The sequence below is a fragment of the Corynebacterium sp. HMSC074C03 genome (assembly GCF_001838285.1).
In the GTDB taxonomy this organism is placed as follows: Bacteria; Actinomycetota; Actinomycetes; order Mycobacteriales; family Mycobacteriaceae; genus Corynebacterium; species Corynebacterium amycolatum.
In genome coordinates this window covers 42657-59382 of record NZ_KV836220.1, presented here as the reverse complement: position 1 = coordinate 59382, position 16726 = coordinate 42657, and the positions used below count along the sequence as shown (strand labels likewise).

At 58.1% G+C, this 16726-nt stretch carries 16 protein-coding genes and 1 tRNA gene; 9 read left to right on the top strand and 8 right to left on the bottom strand.

The features are described 5' to 3' along the window. Window positions 1-283: 283 nt before the first annotated feature. Complete coding sequence (locus tag HMPREF2847_RS06385; RefSeq protein WP_070851875.1) at window positions 284-1786, top strand: hypothetical protein; 1503 nt, start codon at window positions 284-286, stop codon at window positions 1784-1786. A gap of 564 nt (window positions 1787-2350) precedes the next feature. On the opposite strand, the gene HMPREF2847_RS11780 is transcribed toward HMPREF2847_RS06385, so the two are convergent. Then, window positions 2351-2713 (bottom strand): DoxX family protein, encoded by a 363-nt coding sequence (locus tag HMPREF2847_RS11780; protein ID WP_016421436.1) that lies wholly within the window; start codon window positions 2711-2713, stop codon window positions 2351-2353. After that, window positions 2713-3285, bottom strand: coding sequence for a TetR/AcrR family transcriptional regulator (locus HMPREF2847_RS06375; protein ID WP_070851874.1), 573 nt, complete (start codon window positions 3283-3285; stop codon window positions 2713-2715). The genes HMPREF2847_RS11780 and HMPREF2847_RS06375 overlap by 1 nt, the downstream gene beginning before the upstream one ends. Window positions 3286-3614: 329 nt before the next feature. Here HMPREF2847_RS06375 and HMPREF2847_RS06370 point away from each other — a divergent pair, with 329 nt between their 5' ends. Continuing rightward, on the top strand, window positions 3615-3872 hold the full coding sequence (locus HMPREF2847_RS06370; RefSeq protein WP_070851873.1) for a tyrosine-type recombinase/integrase: 258 nt from the start codon (window positions 3615-3617) through the stop codon (window positions 3870-3872). A gap of 142 nt (window positions 3873-4014) precedes the next feature. Here the strand turns inward: HMPREF2847_RS06370 and HMPREF2847_RS06365 are convergent. Continuing rightward, window positions 4015-4090 (bottom strand) — tRNA-Thr (locus HMPREF2847_RS06365). A 360-nt stretch (window positions 4091-4450) separates the two neighbouring features. Here HMPREF2847_RS06365 and HMPREF2847_RS06360 point away from each other — a divergent pair. The 3 genes from HMPREF2847_RS06360 (at window position 4451) to HMPREF2847_RS06350 (ending at window position 7226) form a co-directional block, all read left to right on the top strand. Beyond that, on the top strand, window positions 4451-6103 hold the full coding sequence (locus tag HMPREF2847_RS06360; RefSeq protein WP_070851872.1) for a threonine/serine exporter ThrE: 1653 nt from the start codon (window positions 4451-4453) through the stop codon (window positions 6101-6103). Window positions 6104-6357: 254 nt separating this feature from the next. Beyond that, entirely contained in the window at window positions 6358-6735 is a 378-nt protein-coding gene (locus HMPREF2847_RS11585; protein ID WP_016421440.1) for a hypothetical protein, read from the top strand. A gap of 14 nt (window positions 6736-6749) precedes the next feature. After that, window positions 6750-7226 (top strand): META domain-containing protein, encoded by a 477-nt coding sequence (locus tag HMPREF2847_RS06350; RefSeq protein WP_070851871.1) that lies wholly within the window; start codon window positions 6750-6752, stop codon window positions 7224-7226. Here the strand turns inward: HMPREF2847_RS06350 and HMPREF2847_RS06345 are convergent. After that, a complete protein-coding gene (locus HMPREF2847_RS06345) occupies window positions 7208-7831 on the bottom strand; it encodes a flavin reductase family protein (protein WP_048760478.1) in 624 nt (207 codons plus the stop codon). The genes HMPREF2847_RS06350 and HMPREF2847_RS06345 overlap by 19 nt on opposite strands. Before the next feature lie 102 nt (window positions 7832-7933). After that, window positions 7934-9142, bottom strand: coding sequence for a LacI family DNA-binding transcriptional regulator (locus HMPREF2847_RS06340; RefSeq protein ID WP_048760477.1), 1209 nt, complete (start codon window positions 9140-9142; stop codon window positions 7934-7936). A 317-nt stretch (window positions 9143-9459) separates the two neighbouring features. Here HMPREF2847_RS06340 and HMPREF2847_RS06335 point away from each other — a divergent pair, with 317 nt between their 5' ends. Genes HMPREF2847_RS06335 through HMPREF2847_RS06325 form a run of 3 tightly spaced genes read left to right on the top strand, consistent with a single transcriptional unit; the run spans window position 9460 to window position 11950 of the window. Further along, the gene (locus HMPREF2847_RS06335) at window positions 9460-10404 is read left to right on the top strand and encodes a metal ABC transporter solute-binding protein, Zn/Mn family (RefSeq protein WP_070851870.1); all 945 of its coding nucleotides are present in this window, start codon (window positions 9460-9462) and stop codon (window positions 10402-10404) included. A 2-nt stretch (window positions 10405-10406) separates the two neighbouring features. Then, a complete protein-coding gene (locus HMPREF2847_RS06330; protein WP_070851869.1) occupies window positions 10407-11087 on the top strand; it encodes a metal ABC transporter ATP-binding protein in 681 nt (226 codons plus the stop codon). Further along, a complete protein-coding gene (locus HMPREF2847_RS06325; RefSeq protein WP_070851868.1) occupies window positions 11087-11950 on the top strand; it encodes a metal ABC transporter permease in 864 nt (287 codons plus the stop codon). The genes HMPREF2847_RS06330 and HMPREF2847_RS06325 overlap by 1 nt, the downstream gene beginning before the upstream one ends. A gap of 558 nt (window positions 11951-12508) precedes the next feature. On the opposite strand, the gene rlmB is transcribed toward HMPREF2847_RS06325, so the two are convergent. The 3 genes from rlmB to HMPREF2847_RS06310 form a co-directional block, all read right to left on the bottom strand. Beyond that, the gene (gene rlmB / locus HMPREF2847_RS06320) at window positions 12509-13453 is read right to left on the bottom strand and encodes a 23S rRNA (guanosine(2251)-2'-O)-methyltransferase RlmB (protein WP_070851867.1); all 945 of its coding nucleotides are present in this window, start codon (window positions 13451-13453) and stop codon (window positions 12509-12511) included. Between the two features lie 57 nt (window positions 13454-13510). Continuing rightward, the gene (gene cysS, locus HMPREF2847_RS06315; RefSeq protein ID WP_042388940.1) at window positions 13511-14914 is read right to left on the bottom strand and encodes a cysteine--tRNA ligase; all 1404 of its coding nucleotides are present in this window, start codon (window positions 14912-14914) and stop codon (window positions 13511-13513) included. Between the two features lie 139 nt (window positions 14915-15053). Further along, window positions 15054-15629, bottom strand: a complete 576-nt coding sequence (locus tag HMPREF2847_RS06310; RefSeq protein ID WP_005510159.1) for a CarD family transcriptional regulator — start codon at window positions 15627-15629, stop codon at window positions 15054-15056. A 154-nt stretch (window positions 15630-15783) separates the two neighbouring features. Here HMPREF2847_RS06310 and HMPREF2847_RS06305 point away from each other — a divergent pair, with 154 nt between their 5' ends. Then, a complete protein-coding gene (locus HMPREF2847_RS06305) occupies window positions 15784-16470 on the top strand; it encodes a hypothetical protein (protein ID WP_070851866.1) in 687 nt (228 codons plus the stop codon). Window positions 16471-16726: the final 256 nt, after the last annotated feature.

Genomic DNA, 16726 nt, shown 5'->3' with positions numbered 1-16726 from the left:
GTCGGTGTTGCGCTGTTCTGCTGTCGGTGTTGCGTTGTCTTATCGATGCCATATTCACCTATCGATACGCAGCAGCGTGGCCATAAGTGAATAGCTCATCCATATGTTGACCGGGACTTCCGACAACATGCGCATAAGTGACAGAAAATTCCCCGACACCCCGACCCGCCCGACAGGCATTTGCCCTTTAATCCGCCTTCAAAAGAATCCTTTGCTCCCCGCCCGACCTCCTTAAACCGGATAAAATTGGCGGGGCCGATCGCTCGCGAATAGGAGAATCACCGTGACCGACTCTCGCGATATTAAACCTTTTGCATCCAACCGCGGCCCCAAAGTGACCTCCATCGGTGCCATCATCGGCACAGCAGCAGTGGGCGGCCTGCTTCTCGGAGGTGTCGGTGCGGGTGCCTGCTTGGCGGTCTTTAATTCGCCCGAGCGCTCTGACTACGTCATGCAGCCCGCGCAGCGTGAGGTGCAGGCTGACATCATGGACCCAGACGATGTGCTCACCCCGGAGGAAGAACAGCGCATGCTTCGCGATGTCTCCCGGATCGCCGCCCCTGACGTGGTCCAAGGGCTGCACTACATGGTCTTTGCCGAGAACAAGGAAAACGTTAATGACTCCGTAGAGGAGTACCTGCGCGATAACCACCAGGAGCTCATCGGCAAGGATAAGTTTGCTGATGGCCAGGTCTTCGTCGGCGTGGGCCTTGATCCGCGCCAAGCCTTCGTCTTCGCGGGTGAGGACGTGGCTGCTCAAATGAAGCTACGCAAGAATGACAGCCATCTGAAACAGTCCATCGAAGCAATTAAGCCGGGCGTGCGGGATGACAACATTCCTGCTGGCCTCTTTGCTGGCGCAGCGGCTGCAATCGACGTAGACCGTGCTGCGGATACTCAGTACGAGGGCGCAAAAGAGGACCGGATGGCGGCGGCCGTTGGCCTCGGGGTGGCGGGCCTGAGCGTTGGCGGCGCTGGCGTCGGCCTCGCCGGCGGTGTACGCCGCAGCCGGCAGAAGAAGACACAGCAGGCACGCGAGGACTGGGACTACGTGTCGCAGACCTACACCGATGTGGCGCAACGGCTAAGGGAGATTGATATTCGAGCGCACTCGCTCCAATCAGGCCTGGTGGATGAGCGCCTGCGCCAGGACTGGGAGGGTTTGCGCGATGACTTCCTAGCAATCGATAGCCAGGTTGGTTCCCTCATGTCGATTCCGGCGGATGCGCCAGATGAGCAATTCCGCTCACGCTCCGAGCTCATCGCCAACGCGCGCCAACTGTGCGAGCGCGTGGAAACCGCTGAGGCCAATATCGAAAAGCTGCACCGCATTGAGAACGCTGATGCGGATGCTCGCCGCTATGAACTCTACGAGCTGGAGAAGGATCTGGCACAGGCAGGCTACTTGGCCGCAAGCATCGACCCGGCGCTTGAGCGCCACGCGAAAGAGTTGGAAGATGCCACCACTGAATTATCCAAGGAACCACACCATCCGCAGTTCATGGAGCGCTACTTAGAACTCTTGGATCGTTCCGCGCTCTTGTCGGAGCACGTGCAGTCCCAGCTGCAGAAGCGCAATGAGGCCGACGAGCGCCCCGAGCGCACGCGCATCTACGACTCTAATTTCTTCGCTGGCTCTGGCTACCACGGCTACGTGCCCTTCTATGTTGTGAGCACCTGGGATAGCGATGCCACCACTGCCCGCGACAGCTCTTCCAGTAGCGGTGGCGTCAACAGCGGGTTTAGCTCGGGGTTTTCCGGTTCAGGCGGTTCTTCCAGCTTCTAAGCCGACTTACGGGACAGAAGGGATGCGGACGTTCTGTTAGACGATTTCATCCCTCACGCTACTTAACCCCTACATTTTCCCCTTTAAACCAAAGAACCCCAGGCCGGAAAACTTCCTGACCTGGGGTTTTGGAGCCGGAAACGGGACTCGAACCCGTAACCTACCGTTAGGGTACCCTGTAAAGGTTTGACCTATAATGCCATTTATGCCTGTCAAAGCCGTTTCTTGCGCCACACAGGGGCACCTCCCCTACTAATTTTTGAGGAAAGCCTTTGGGGAAGTGCGGAGTTTTCCGAAGTAGACCCGCAGCTGGACATACGCCACAGCCTGAGTACAAGACTTAACCGGCGGTGGCTACACGGTGTCGACTAGGGGCCACACACCCCTTGCCCCAGCAACCCCTGCCCGTCGCACCCCTACCCCCGCGCATAAAAATGGACTGAGATTGCCCCCAACCCCTCAATTCCGGTTACTGCTCCTGCCACCCCACGTCGTCGGGTGTGACATCCCGGCGCGGGCAACGGCGCCCCTCAATGGGCGAACACAATTGGTAAATTGGTCGTCTCAGGCTATCAGTAGTGTTGCAATGAGAGCGCCTAGTGAAATAGCGAGCATCCCTAAGCAATTGACCCAAAACTCGCTACCTAGAAACTTGGCTCGGATATGTGCGATTGCTGCGGTGCAGAAGTAGGCAATGACTCCAACCATCGTCGCTATTCCAATGCCTGGTATCCAGAGCCCAATAATGAGTCCACTTGCTGCTAGGCACTTGATAACGATAAGAGCCCACCACCACTCTGTAGGAAGTCGCACTCCTCTGAGGCAGGCCTCGATGAATGCTACGGGTTTGAGCGAGAGTACCGCGTCTCCGAACAAAATGGCGGCAAGAATGATGGAGGGCCAAGCAGGCGAAGATTCGAGAATCATTATTTTACTCCGTACGCGATTTTAAGACGGGAGATGGAACTGTTCGCGTGAATGGATAGTTCGTCGGTGTCGTATGCACCGGCAGCCCAGCCAAGAAGCAACCCAAGATAAATGTTGTAAAGGATTGTCGCGAACTCTTTAGCGGCATCTTTAGGGAGCATATTGCCTAGGCGCAACACGATTTCATCTACCAAGAGAGTTCGAAGCTCGTTGAGAATCTCTCCGTTGTCTCCCTGTGTGATTAGGGCAGCGCCATACGCTTTCGATAATTCTTCCTGCCCAGTAAACATTTTCAGGAAAGGAGCGAGAACGTCGAGAAGGTTGTCTGATTGTCCACGGAGCTCATCGTGCATGACGGTGATTCGATGTCCGATGGTCTGAATCAACAGCGACTGCTTGCTCCCGACGTTCATAACGGTTCCAACGCTGACGTTAGCTTTCTGCGCGATGGCACGCACATTTGTATCCGCGTACCCGACTGACACAAAAAGGGCATAGGCGGTGTCCAAGACTTTATTGCGCGTCGCCTCCTTTTGAGTAGCACGACTTGATTGAACTTGTTCACTGAACATGTTCAAAGCGTATCGCTACATCAATCTACGGTCAAGTAGCGATGTGGTTATCCAAGTACATTGCTGTCATGAGAGGCGAGCGGGTTTCCTGCTTACAAGGAGGAAAGTTATAGCTGATCGTCACACACCTACATGTTTTTGCTAGACCAGCTTCTCGGGCCAATAGACTCAAGGATTGCCGAGCGCTTGGCTGATAAGCCTACGAGCTTGTTCCACGGCCAACGCACGACAGGGGCACCGACGACGCGGGTACTGCCTATGCGTGACGACCCATCCGGCACATGCCCCCACCCTCGCAAAACTCTGGCCGGGCTCTAACATGGGCAGGCTTGCTGCACCTCGCCGGCGACGATGTGGCGCAGGCCGACCGGGAGCTGCTGCCGCCGGTTATCTCGTACCACGACCTCCGTCACACGGTAGCGACCGCTATGACTGCGACGGGTAACGCCGCGCTGGCTACCTTGCAGCTGGGGCACGCCTCTGCCTCAACGACCGAAGCGGCCTACATCAACCGCGCGGGTGACGTTGACAATTCCGCAATTATTGAGGCGTTCGCTGCCGACGTGTTGAAAATTCTCAGTGGCTAGCCCCTGCCCCCCTGCCGCCGCCCCCGCACCCACTCGGTGCGGGGGAATTTTGCATTGAGGCGACGAAAACAATTGCAAAACAGTTGCAAGCGCCCTTTAAACCAAAGAACCCCAGGCCGGAAAACTTCCTGACCTGGGGTTTTGGAGCCGGAAACGGGACTCGAACCCGTAACCTACTGATTACAAATCAGTTGCGCTACCAATTGCGCCATCCCGGCAACTTTAAAGCGACCCTTTTGGCGTTAGCCATCGCTGGCTCGAAAGAATCAGAGTCAACCTGAAAATCGAACTCAGCTGTGCCGCTGACAGGCGATTGTACAGGCTGGCAAGCAGAAGTTAAAAACGACACCACAGGAATACCGCAACCGCACTTCTTGAACACTTTTCTCCACCCTAAAAGCCCCGCTCAGATAGGCAAATTCACCGCAGCAAAAACGAATTGAGATTCTCGGGCGCCGACGGGGTAGTGTGGCTATCGCTAAAGCACTGGGGCTATGTTTCTGCAACGTCTCCGCATCGCGTCTTTGCAGCATCACTGCAACGCACCCCAGGCAGTATCGGGGAAAGGAAGTGTCGACATGCCATTCGATGGCGGCAACAAATCCAACGCCGAAGAAAACTCCGCCGCGAAGGATGATGCCTACGATGCCGAAGCCACTATCGCTTACGACGCTGACCCCACTGTCGCCTACGACGACACTCCGCAGACCCAGTTTCCTGCAATCGAAGATCAGTCCACCTTCAAGCAGCGCGTGATTGATTTCGTTTCCGGCCCAACGGCAACTGTCGACCTAGTGCACTCGACCACTACCCCACTGCCGCTGGCACCGATTGATTATTCCGACCCCAGCCAGGTCACGGCCGTACTCGATCTCGCTGCTCGCATCGGCGGGCTGCTGCTGGCATGTGGCTCGGGCAACCGCGACACCGAGCTGCAGATTAAGGCCGTGACCTCAGCCTATGGTCTCACCCAGATTCAGGTTGACATCACGTTGACCTCCGTGACGGTCTACCACCTCATCGGCGCACGCCGTACCCCTATCACGGCCATGCGCGTTGTCACCTCACCAGTGCCCGACTTCGAGCGCTTACGTCACACCGATCGTGTCATCCGCCGAATCCGCGCGGGCCATCTGAGCCTGGAGGAGGCTATTGAGGCTATCGACAAGGTCGAGCGTGAGCCCGCAAAATACCGCCTCCGCGTCATCTACGCTGGCTGGGCATTGCTGGCTTCATCTGTGACAGTGCTGCTCGGCTCGAGTTTCGAGGTTGCCCTTATCGCAGCTGCGGTCACACTGGCCATCGTCATCGTGATTGGCGAACTCGCCGCCCGCGAGTTGCCCACATTCTTCCAGAACGCAGTCGGTGGTCTCATCGCCACACTCTCCGCTGCTGTACTCAATGCGGCGCAGGCGTATCTCCCCTTTGAAATGCAGCCATCCAGGCTAATCGCTTCGGGAATTATCGTGATGCTCGCCGGCCTAACCCTCGTGCAAGCACTGCAAGACGGCATCACCGGCGCACCTGTGACTGGCTCGGCGCGCTTCTTCGACACCATGTTGTTGACCGGCGGAATCGTCGCTGGCATCGCAATGGGCATCGAGTTTTCCGGAATGCTCGGCATTCCGCTTCCCGACGTCATCGCGGGCTCCGACCTCAACCTTGCACAGGCAACAGTGCGGGTGATAGCGGGAACTACCGCCTCAATCGCATTTGCGTTGGCCTCGAATGCTGGGTTCACCGCGTTGGCAGTGTCCGGAACGGTCGCTCTGCTGGGGTCAATGACCTACTACTACGTGTTGACTCCGCTGGGAGTTCATCCGGTGACCAGCGCAGGCGCGGCGGCGACTCTAATTGGTCTCATCGGTGGCCTGCTGGCACGACGTTGGTCCATCCCGCCGCTAATTACGGCAGTGGCAGGCGTAACCCCACTGCTTCCGGGTATGACAATCTACCGCGGTATGCACGCACTGCTGCACGACCATCCAACTAAAGGTTTTACGGCACTGGCCTCAGCGCTTGGCATTGCGACGGCGCTGGCTGCGGGCATCGTGCTCGGTGAATGGATGGCGCGCAGGCTCCGTCGCCCTCGCGCACTGCGCGAAGACAGCGGCCTAACCCGCCCAATCCGGGCCGGTATGCGCCGAATCCGACCTGTGAATCCGCGAAACAAGCCTCGCCGTCCACGCAATTACCGTTTCAAGGGCGGCATGAACCCGCGCCTGGACTAGTCATTCCGCGGGGCATCCGCTGCGTGGACTAACCACTTCCACAGAAGCATTGTCCGCACCGCGCGACCTATCAACAACGTGGTAGAATAAATATTTTGAATTGTACGTAGCGCTTCAAGCTGAAACTGCGTCATCACAATCCCATCCCTTCTCCACTGAACTCGGTTGAGCTCAGTGGCGGGAGCATGTGGCGAGATGGCTGGCAAAAGTAGGTGTATCGGGCGCAATTAAGGCCATGCTTGCCAGGAGGATTCGTGCCACCGAAGGTCACAGACACTCGCACTGCTCAGAACGAGGCTCTTCACAAGGTCGAAGAAAAGACCGCTGCTGGCGCACGGCGAATTGTGGCTACCTTCGCCGAGGACTTCTACGATGCCGTCACTCTGATGTGCATGCTCGGAGTGGAGAAGGAAGGCCTGAGCTTCAAGAAGGTTCACGAGGAGTACGAGAAGGAAAACGCTCCGAAGACCGCAAAGCGCACACGCAAGTCCACTAAGAAGACTGCGAAGAAGTCGACCAAGAAGGCAGCAAAGAAGACCACTCGTAAGACGGCGAAGAAGGCTGCTAAGAAGGCCGCCAAGAAGACGACGAAGAAGGCTGCTAAGAAGACCACCAAGAAGGCAGCTAACTAACGGGGTCACGCAGCATGGGTCGGAGCGGGAAAAAGGCGGTTGCCGCAGTAGCTGTTGTTGCTGCAGTGTCCATGACGGCTACCGCGTGTCAGGCAAAGCCGGCAGCGGAGATCGTCGGCAAGCAATGGCAGATAACCGCGATTTTTGATGACCCAAACCTGCCCCACGGTGTGCCGGACGGAGCTCAGGCGCCGACTATTACGCTGGGGCAGACGACATATACCTTCGCTGATTCCTGTGGCAACGGCTCAGGCTCGCTGCAGTGGAAGGGCGAAGCGGTCGAATTCGGTACTCCGGAGCAGACTCGCAGTTTGGACTGCTCAGCCCAGGCGCAGACCTATTCGGAGCGCTTCCATAAGATTGTTGCGGGCGAATTCGTCTACACGCAGGACAGCAATGGTCTGCGTATGCGAGAGATTAAAGACGCCAAGCCTGGCGAAGACCGCCGCGGCTGGACTGCGACAACCTCGGGTTACACCGAGGGGCGCTGACGCCACTTCTGCCCGACAGGCGCATCAGTGCCGGGGTGAGAAACTCGCGCATAAGAACCGCGGTGATAAATGAGCGGATTGATTTCTTCACGCTTGCCGATAGACACAATATCCGCAGTTACGATCCAGTGATCGCCGCCCTCGTAGACATCGACAACGGTGCAATCAATCCACACAGAGCAGCCGTACAGCAGCGGATTGCCCAGCTCAGACCGGGTCCATTTCCCCATCTGGAACTTTTCGCCATTACGGCGGCCGAAGGCTGCTGAGATATCCTCCTGATCCTCGGCCAACACGTTGACTGAAAACCTGCCAGCCTTTTGTACATGCGGCCAAGACCGCGAGGTCTTCATGACAGTAAACAGAACCATCGGCGGAGTGAGGCTCAACGAAGAGAAGGACTGACAGGCAAAGCCGTACCTTTCGCCTTCGTCCTCGGTGGCGATAATGGTCACGCCAGTGGTGAACTCGCTCATCGCGCCGCGGATGGACATTTCATCTAATTCGACGGGACCACCAAGTTCGACATGGTCGTCGCCGGTGGCATCCGGGCTATTGAGAGCCGCAGCTGATCGTTCGGTGCTCGAATTTGTTGAATCTGTCATGTAATAGACCTTAATCTGAATCCGAACACAGTAAAGACGAGGTGGGGTTTAACACCCCAGGAACCTCCGAAAGCACCACGGTGTTTCTACCTAGCCAGTCTGTTATCCGGCCGACGGTACCGACGGCGCCGCGGTTGTGGATCCAACAACGAGCTCAGTCGCCAGCAGAACTCGAGGCGCCTGCTGATCGGAAGAGTTGGCGCCCATTTCATCGGTGCCCTTTTCACCGGGGGCAACGCTGTCACCTTCGTCGCCAGTGCTGGGCGCAGCAGACGCAGGCGCGAGACCGCTTTCCTCGTGCGCTGCCTCAAGTTCCTCAGCCAGCGCGCGGCCGACTGCAATACCCTTCTGCCTATTTGGCTGAATGATAGTGGTCAGTTTATGGAAGAGCGCACGCTCAATTCCGTCAAAGCCGGTAATGGACAAGTCCTCCGGAACACGAATTCCGTTCTCCTTGGCATATTCCAACACCGCAATTGCCTGAGTATCGGTAGTACAGACTACTGCTGTCAGATCAGGGTTCTCGGTTAACAGCTGGCGAGCAGCATCGCGGTTGTTCTCGCGGTCATTGAGATGACGCTCGATGATGGGCACATCCGACTGTTGAATACCGACCTCGGCAAGCGCTTCCAGCGCACCTTCAACCCGGTTCTTCTGCACCTGGTGATGCGCTCCTGTTAGCCGCTTCTCTGTGACATATCCCGAATTCGGGGTACGCGACAAGCGCACCGACAGAATTCCGACCTTGCGATGCCCCAGCTCAGTCAGATGTCGCACTGCCGGCTTAATGGCCTCACGGTCGTCGATGCCCACAAACGGCAGAGCTGCCACATCCGCAGGCTGGTCGCACACGACCGTCGGCAAGCCGCGAGCGCGAACTGCGGCGAGGAACGGATCGTTGTCAGCGACGGAGTAGACCACGAAGCCGTCGACAACCGCCTGCCGAATCAGACTGAGATCCACCTCCCCGCCTTCCTCGGAAGAGGCTGGAATGACCAGCATGGAGTCGCCCATTTCGCCGAGCTCCTCCGCAAGGCCAGCAAGAAAATCCACGGACGCGGGGTCATCGAATGCGAACGGGAGGTGTTCGGTAAACAGGACCCCGATGGCGCCGACCCGGCGCATGCGCAGACCGCGGGCCATTGGGTCCGGCCCCGGATAGCCCAGCCGCTCCGCAGTTTCCAGGATGTGCTCCCGCAACTTCTCCGAGAGCTGGTCAGGACGGTTGTAAGCGTTGGATACAGTCGTGCGTGAGACTCCAAGCTCTGCCGCAATGGAAGCCAAGGTGCCACGACGACGCCGACTCTGCACGGAATACCGCCCCTTCTTAAAAGCTCAACAATGGTTGCCCGCTCGAATATCTTCGCTCGGATATCTCAGGTAGAAAACTCCAGTCTTATGGAAAAGAACTACAACGAGCACCACACGCATCTAATCGCAGGCAATTTTACCCAACGAATGTGTGCGACTGTCATTTCCGCCACTCCAGCAGCCGTCCGCCTTGTTGCTGGGGCGCCGCATTCCCTACTATGTTCCTTGAACTAAAAGACAACTATTTTCAATAGCGGTTGATGCTCAGAAACTGAATAGGCACCGCAATTTAGCTCGCAACAGGATTGGATACATATATGAAGGCACGCTTTTCCACGCGCATCGCGGCACTAGTCGCCAGCGCCGGCCTCATCGCAGGCCTCGGCGCATGCTCCAGCAATGACGACAGCGCGACGCCCGCGGGCGAGTCCGAAGGCACCATTAAGGTGGTCACCTCCACCAAGGTCTGGGCAGACATCGCCGACGCTGTCACCGACGACGAGAAGGTCTCTATCGACCCAATCATCGCGTCCAACGACATCGATCCGCACTCCTACGAGCCAGCCGCAGCGGACATGGCGAAGGTAGAGCAGGCCGACATTCTCGTCGCAGGCGGCGGGCATTACGACGCATGGTTGACCGCCTCCCTGCGTGACGCCGAGGACAAAGTCATCATCTCTGCGCTGCCGCAGGAAGAGGGTCACGACCACGATCACGGCCATGACCACGAAGGCCAGGACGAGCACGGTGACCACGAGCACCACCACCACGATGGCGAGGCCAACGAGCACGTCTGGTACGACACCGATGCGGTTGAAGAAACTGCAGAGCAGCTCGCCGAAGCTTTGAACAAGATGGGTGCCAAGGCCGACACTAAGACCGTCGACGAGCAGCTCAAAGACATCGAAGAGGCCAAGAGCAAGCTCCAGGCCGCTAAGGTCGCTCAGGTTCACCCGCTGGCCGATGACATCCTGAAGGACACGAAGGTTAAGGACATCACCCCGAAGGGCTACCGCCAGTCCACACTGAATGAGTCCGAGCCGTCGGCAAGCGATGTCAATGAAATGCTCAAGCTGATTGAGTCCGGCGAGCTGGACTACCTCATCGACGCACCGCAGACCCACGACCAGGTCTCGCAGCGACTTGTCGAGGCAGCCAAGGCAAAGGGCATTAAAATCATCAATGTTTTTGAGTCGCCGAGCGCCGACCAGTCCTTCTTTGACCTCTACAAGCAAACCCTGTCCGAAATGGAGTCCGCATAACTTTGCCCTCACTGACTTTTACTGACGCAGCCGTCGAACCACTGTGGTCCGGTCTCAATTTGGATGTCGAACCCGGTGAATTCTTGGCCATCCTGGGTCCCAACGGCGTCGGCAAATCCACGCTGCTGACCACCGCCCTGGGCATGCGCCGCCTGACGCACGGTTCAGTAAAAGTCGAAGGGAACCTGGGCTACATTCCACAGCAGCGGATGTTCGACCCCTCGCTGCCGATCCGAGTGCGAGATCTCGTCGAGCTAGCCGCCGGCAAGAACCGCTCCGACACCGACGAAATGCTCGAATTCGTCGGCGCAACGGGCATTGCAGACCGTCGCGTCGGCACGCTGTCCGGCGGGCAGCAGCAGCTTGTCCGTCAGGCGCAGGCGCTCGTTTCGGCACCGGATTTTTTGCTTTGCGACGAGCCTCTGCTCTCCCTCGACCCTGCGGCACAACGAACCACGGTCAAGCGCCTGGACCGGCATCGCCGGGAAAATGACACGGCAGTCGTCTTTGTCACCCACGACATCAACCCCATCCTGGGCGTCTGTGACCGGGTGCTCTACCTGACGCCGCATGGACATGCGGTCGGATCGGTCGAGGAAATTATCACCTCAGAGACGCTCTCGGAGCTCTACCAAACCAAAATTGTGGTTGCCCGCGTCGAGGGAAAGTTGGTTATCGCCTAATGGCTCAGTATTTCTCCGACACCGCTGCCCTACTTCAAGTCGGGTTCGTCCACAATGCCCTAATTGCTGCAGCTCTGCTTGGGCTGATTTCCGGGATCATCTCGCCGCTGATTGTCATGCGACAGATGAGCTTCACCGTCCACGGCACTAGTGAACTGGCACTCATGGGTGCATCCGCAGCTCTACTGCTTGGCGTCAGTGTCAGCAGCGGTGCCATTATCGGATCGGTGCTCATCGCAATAGTCCTGGCGGCACTGTCGCTTCGAGGGCGCCAAGATGCGGTCGTGGGCGTGGTCTTGAGCTTCGGCATGGGCTTATCGGTGTTGTTTATCCACCTCTACCCCGGCCGGACAAGCACGGCATTTTCACTGCTCACCGGACAAATTATCGGTCTGACAGACACCTCTTTGTGGACCATGGCCATTGTCGCCGTCATCGTCGTCGGCGGGGTCGCTTGGAAGTGGCGACCACTACTGTTCGCCTCCGCCGACCCCATCATGGCCGCCGCCTGTGGCATCAATGTCAAGACGCTGTCAATCTACTTCGCAATTCTCACCGGCCTCGTCGCCGCCCAAGGCGTGCAGATTGTCGGCTCCCTGCTTGTCATCGCCCTGATTATCACCCCTGGCGCCGCGGCCGCATTCGTCACCGCCTCGCCTGTCAAAGCCATCATTCTGTCCACCGTTTTCGCCGAGGTCGCGGCCGTTGGCGGCATCGTTCTCTCGCTTGCACCGGGCATCCCGGTCAGCGTTCTAGTGACAACAATCGCGTTCGTCATCTACCTCATCTGCTACGCCATCGGAACAGTGCAGTCGCGCAAGGCAACGCGTGACGACGTCCAGGCGGCCAAGTGGAGTAAGTAGTCACAAGTAAATTTCGGCGCAGTATTAGACACGCCAATGATAAAAACGCCGAGCAGCCCTTCGAGCGGCGATTATGGTGAAGACGCGTCTGTCTTCCCTCTCGCCACCGAAGGACTGCCCGTATTTTTGCTGGATCCTCAAAAGAAGATTCCAACACCCCCAGCTCTTTTAAGACTGCGAGGCTGCCGAAATGGGATGACCCGGCAGACAGAAAAACCAACGCTGAGAATGTCTTGGTCTGACATCTCAGTGACCCAAAGCTAGCTATACAAGCCACCACTAGGTCCGTGCGCATCCCTAAACTACGACCAATTACGCCCCCATTTCTAGGAGCATGATTTGCCGCCCTCCCCGCGGGAAACGACGGATAATTTTCTGTTGAAAGTGATACTAATGTGGGTATTTCCGCAGCGCACGCCGGGAATAGAATTACTTCTAAAGTATTGAACTACTGGGGGTAGCCATAAGTACCGGCCACAATCTAGAACTCAAAATGCCCCACGTAAACGCCGTTACGATAACGAATCGATAATGACGTCCACGGGGGCATCAAGTGCGCTACTCGCTGCTCTTTGCCCGGCGCTGGCGGGCAAACTCACTCAGAGTCACACCTGCGGCAACGGAAGCATTGAGCGACTCAACCCAGCCGGTCATCGGAATGGACATGATGGTGTCACAGGTATCGCGCACCAGGCGCGAAAGTCCCTTGCCCTCAGAGCCGACGACCACAACCACCGGGGTGGTGCCGTCGTAAGTGTCCAGCGTGTGGTCACCACCGGCATCCAGACCGACCACCTGGTAGCCAGCCTTCTGGAACTGCTTGAGCGAGCGCACCATGTTGGTCGCACGCGCAACTGGCAGACGCGCCGCAGTACCAGCCGAGGTACGCCAGGCCACACCCGTAATAGCAGCCGATCGGCGCTCCGGAATCACCACACCATGACCGCCGAAGGCAGCCACCGAGCGAATCACCGCCCCCAGGTTGCGCGGGTCCGTGATGTTATCCAGACAGACGATTAGACCCGGTTCGCCGGTCTTGGCCACAGAATCAATCAGATCTTCGACAGATGCGTACTTGTACGGCGGAATCTGCAGGCCGATACCCTGGTGCATGGTGTTGCCGGTCATGGTGTCCAACTCGTGGCGGGGTACCTCGCGAATCGGGATACCACGGGAGTTAGCAATACGCACTGACTCCTGCAGGCGCTCGTCATTGTCGGTACCCAGCGCCACAATCAGCGCGGCCGCTGGCACCTTTGCATGCAGGCACTCCACGACCGGGTTACGGCCAACTACCAGCTCGGTGCCATCCCCCTTGCGCTCATGACGCCCCGAGTCACGGCGGCGCTTCTCTTTCGCCCGCTTATGAGCTGCGTGATAAACGCGGTCCTCTGCTTTCGGGGTCGGCCCCTTGCCACGCAAGCCACGCTTTTGGCCACCGGAGCCGCCAACGTTCTTCTTGCTTGCCTTGCGCACTGCACCACGACGACCGTTGCCTGCCATAGCTACCTGCTTCCTGTTGTTAATAGTTTTCTTTAGCCTAAAGCCAGCTTTTCAGCCCTAGTCAGCGACAGACCATGCTGGACCATCCGCGGTATCAGTTACCTCGATACCCGCTTCCTTCAGACGGTCGCGTACAGCATCAGCCGTAGCCCAGTCCTTCTCTGCACGAGCCCGGGTGCGCTCCTCCAACTGGTGCTCAACCAGCACACCGAGCGCATGCATTGCTGCATCAGAACCAGAATCGGAGGTTGCCCACTGCTCATTCAGCGGATCGAATCCAAGGACTGCGGCCATAGCGCGGACAGCACCGGCAATCTCCTTGGCCTTGGTCTCGTCGCCGTCGGCAAGCGCCTGATTGCCTCCACGGACAGCGTTGTGGATTTCCGCGAGCGCGCGTGGGACGGCGAGGTCGTCGTCGAGCGCTGCTTCGAACGCCGGCGTCCACTCACCGATTTCGATATCGCCGAGCTTATCGACGGCACGGTGCATAAACGCCTCGATACGACGGTAGCCCGCTGCCGCTTCCTGCAGAGCCTCCTCGGAGTACTCCAGCACGGAGCGGTAGTGCGCACTACCGAGGTAGTAACGCAGCTCAACCGGACGAACCATGGTCAGGATATGCGGCACGGACAACACGTTGCCGAGCGACTTCGACATCTTTTCGCCGGCCATTGTGACCCAGTGATTGTGCATCCAGTAGCGAGCAAAGCCGTCGCCGGCTGCGTGCGACTGCGCAATCTCGTTTTCATGGTGCGGGAACTGCAGGTCGAGACCGCCACAGTGGATGTCGAACTCCGAGCCCAAGTAGTAGGTGGCCATGGCGGAGCACTCCAGGTGCCAGCCCGGACGGCCATTGCCCCACGGCGTCGGCCACGAGGGCTCGCCCGGCTTGGCCGCCTTCCACAGCGCGAAATCGTGCGCACCGCGCTTGCCCGGAGTGTTGGTCTCGCCCTGCTCCATCTCGTCAACGCGGTTGCCGGACAGGCTACCGTAGTCGCTGCCTTCAGCCTTGGACCAGGCGTCCACGTCAAAATAGACGCTGCCATCGACAGCGTAGGCGAAGCCGTTATCCATCAGACGCTGCATATACTCCACCATCTGAGTGACATGTCCGGTGGCACGCGGCTCAACGCTCGGCGGAAGAACACCGAGCTGGTTGTAGGCCCAGGTAAATTCGCGCTCAAAGCGGGAGACCCACTCCCACCAAGGGCGGCCGTGCTCGGCGGCCTTATTCAAGATCTTGTCATCGATATCGGTGACGTTACGCACAAACGCGACGTCATACCCCTTGGCGATCAGCCAACGGCGCAAGATATCAAAGGCCACGCCAGAGCGAACATGGCCAATGTGCGGCTGAGCCTGCGGAGTCGCACCGCACAGGTAAATGGAGGCATGCCCCTCGCGGAGAGGCTCAAAATCCTTCAGTTGGCGGGTTGCGGTATCGAAGATTTGAAAAGTCACAGCCCCGAGCATAGCGGGGAAATAGATACGGGTGAAAAAGAGAAAACGGCTAGCGCACACGGACAATGTGTGTGCGCTAGCCGTTACCCGGAAAAGTGCAGAAAATCCCTACTGGAAGGAACCGGGGAAGGGAGACGACTTATGCGTCTGCGTCCAGGTCCACCGGCTTATCGTCGGCTTCATCCTTCTTCTCACCAGCGGCACCTTCCTGTGCCAGCGCGCGGTGACGCTCGATAGTGGCATCGACGCGGGCAAAAACTTCCTCGACCTTGGCCTCATCAACGCCGTCGGCAAGCGCGAGCTCACCGACGAGAACCTGGCGAGCCTTGCTCAACATACGCTTTTCGCCGGCGGACAGACCGCGGTCCTGATCGCGGCGCCACAGGTCACGAACTACCTCAGCGACCTTGTTAATGTCGCCCGAACCCAGGCGCTCCTGGTTGGCCTTGTAGCGACGAGACCAGTTGCCGGCCTCTTCCACGTCGGTCTCACGCAAAACGGAGAAGACCTTCAGCAGTCCCTCTTCACCGACAACATCGCGGACACCGACCAGCTCGGCATTCTTGGCGGGCACCTGGATATTCAGATCACTCTGCAGAATCTGCAGTACAAGGTACTGAACGGTCTCACCGTTAAGCTCTCGTTCAATGATGTTTTCGATTTTCGCAGCTCCGTGGTGCGGATAAACTACGGTATCGCCAATGCTGAATTCCATGTAATGCACACGCCCTTTCCAACGGCCTTCCACCCTATCATGTCCCCCCATGATTTTACGGGTAGTATGAGAACATCTTAGGAAGACACTAAGGTGTTCTTTAAATACTGAAAATCCTATCGCCCATCCTCAAGCTACTGGAGGAAATCTAGTCATGGCCTTCAAGTCCGTACTTCGCCGCAGCGCTCTCATCACCGTCTCCGCAGCATCTGCAGTTGCACTTGCTGCTTGTGGCGCCGGTCAGATTTCGCAGACCGCAAATCAGCACCCGGCTGTCGACGGTGCGATGAACGGCGGCGAAGATGCTGCCGGCAAGGGTGCTGAGAACACCAACTCGGCTCTTGGCTTCGTCAACATCCGCGACGCTCACATCCTGGTTGACCCGGAGGCTGGTACCGCTGGTCTGAAGTTCTCCGCCAGCAACCAGCAGCGCGCTACCGAGTCGGTCTACACGCTGAAGTCCGTCACCGTTGAAGGTATCGGCGAGGTTGAGCTGAAGAAGGTCGCTGAGACTCCTTCCTTCGCTAAGGCGGCCAAGGGCGAGAACTCCCTGCCGCGTGAGTGCCAGATCGTTGCCGGCCCGAAGTCCGTCATCGATCCGCTGGCTAAGACCGCTAAGGACAACACCGGCTGCATCGCGTACTACACCAATGAGTTGGACCCGAGCACCCTGGTTGGCGACAAGAGCAGCGCTGCCGGCCAGAACCGCGAGGCCACCTTCGAGTTCACTGACCCACAGGGCCAGACCAACACCTACGACCTGGACATCACCGTCTCCGCTGACATTCTGGAAGCTGGCGCACCGAACCGCGGTGCTGACGGTATGATTGAATCCAAGTAAGCGCAGCACGGCGCGGTTCCTGCGCTGTTCACGCGCAGCGCACTATTAGCGCTGGTACAGCGCAGTCCTGTCCCGCAAATAACGCGAGGAGCTTCATCGAGCGGGCATGGGCGATTGGTCGCTTGATACGGGCCACGGCGGTACAGTCAGTCCTTGACACATGTCATTGACTCTGCCCTGGCCCGTTCTCGCGTATCTGGGGCAATTTTTTTTAGCGACATTTCCCGCACATCCCGCACCAAACGTTGTCGGGTCT

What these genes read in the sequence shown, in the direction of transcription:
- HMPREF2847_RS11780 (WP_016421436.1), bottom strand. Translation starts at nt 2,713, where the DNA reads ATGATTCTCGAATCTTCGCCTGCTTGGCCCTCCATCATTCTTGCCGCC.
- HMPREF2847_RS06375 (WP_070851874.1), bottom strand. Translation starts at nt 3,285, where the DNA reads ATGTTCAGTGAACAAGTTCAATCAAGTCGTGCTACTCAAAAGGAGGCG.
- HMPREF2847_RS06360 (WP_070851872.1), top strand. Translation starts at nt 4,451, where the DNA reads ATGCCATTCGATGGCGGCAACAAATCCAACGCCGAAGAAAACTCCGCC.
- HMPREF2847_RS06350 (WP_070851871.1), top strand. Translation starts at nt 6,750, where the DNA reads ATGGGTCGGAGCGGGAAAAAGGCGGTTGCCGCAGTAGCTGTTGTTGCT.
- HMPREF2847_RS06345 (WP_048760478.1), bottom strand. Translation starts at nt 7,831, where the DNA reads ATGACAGATTCAACAAATTCGAGCACCGAACGATCAGCTGCGGCTCTC.
- HMPREF2847_RS06335 (WP_070851870.1), top strand. Translation starts at nt 9,460, where the DNA reads ATGAAGGCACGCTTTTCCACGCGCATCGCGGCACTAGTCGCCAGCGCC.
- HMPREF2847_RS06325 (WP_070851868.1), top strand. Translation starts at nt 11,087, where the DNA reads ATGGCTCAGTATTTCTCCGACACCGCTGCCCTACTTCAAGTCGGGTTC.
- rlmB (WP_070851867.1), bottom strand. Translation starts at nt 13,453, where the DNA reads ATGGCAGGCAACGGTCGTCGTGGTGCAGTGCGCAAGGCAAGCAAGAAG.
- HMPREF2847_RS06310 (WP_005510159.1), bottom strand. Translation starts at nt 15,629, where the DNA reads ATGGAATTCAGCATTGGCGATACCGTAGTTTATCCGCACCACGGAGCT.
- HMPREF2847_RS06305 (WP_070851866.1), top strand. Translation starts at nt 15,784, where the DNA reads ATGGCCTTCAAGTCCGTACTTCGCCGCAGCGCTCTCATCACCGTCTCC.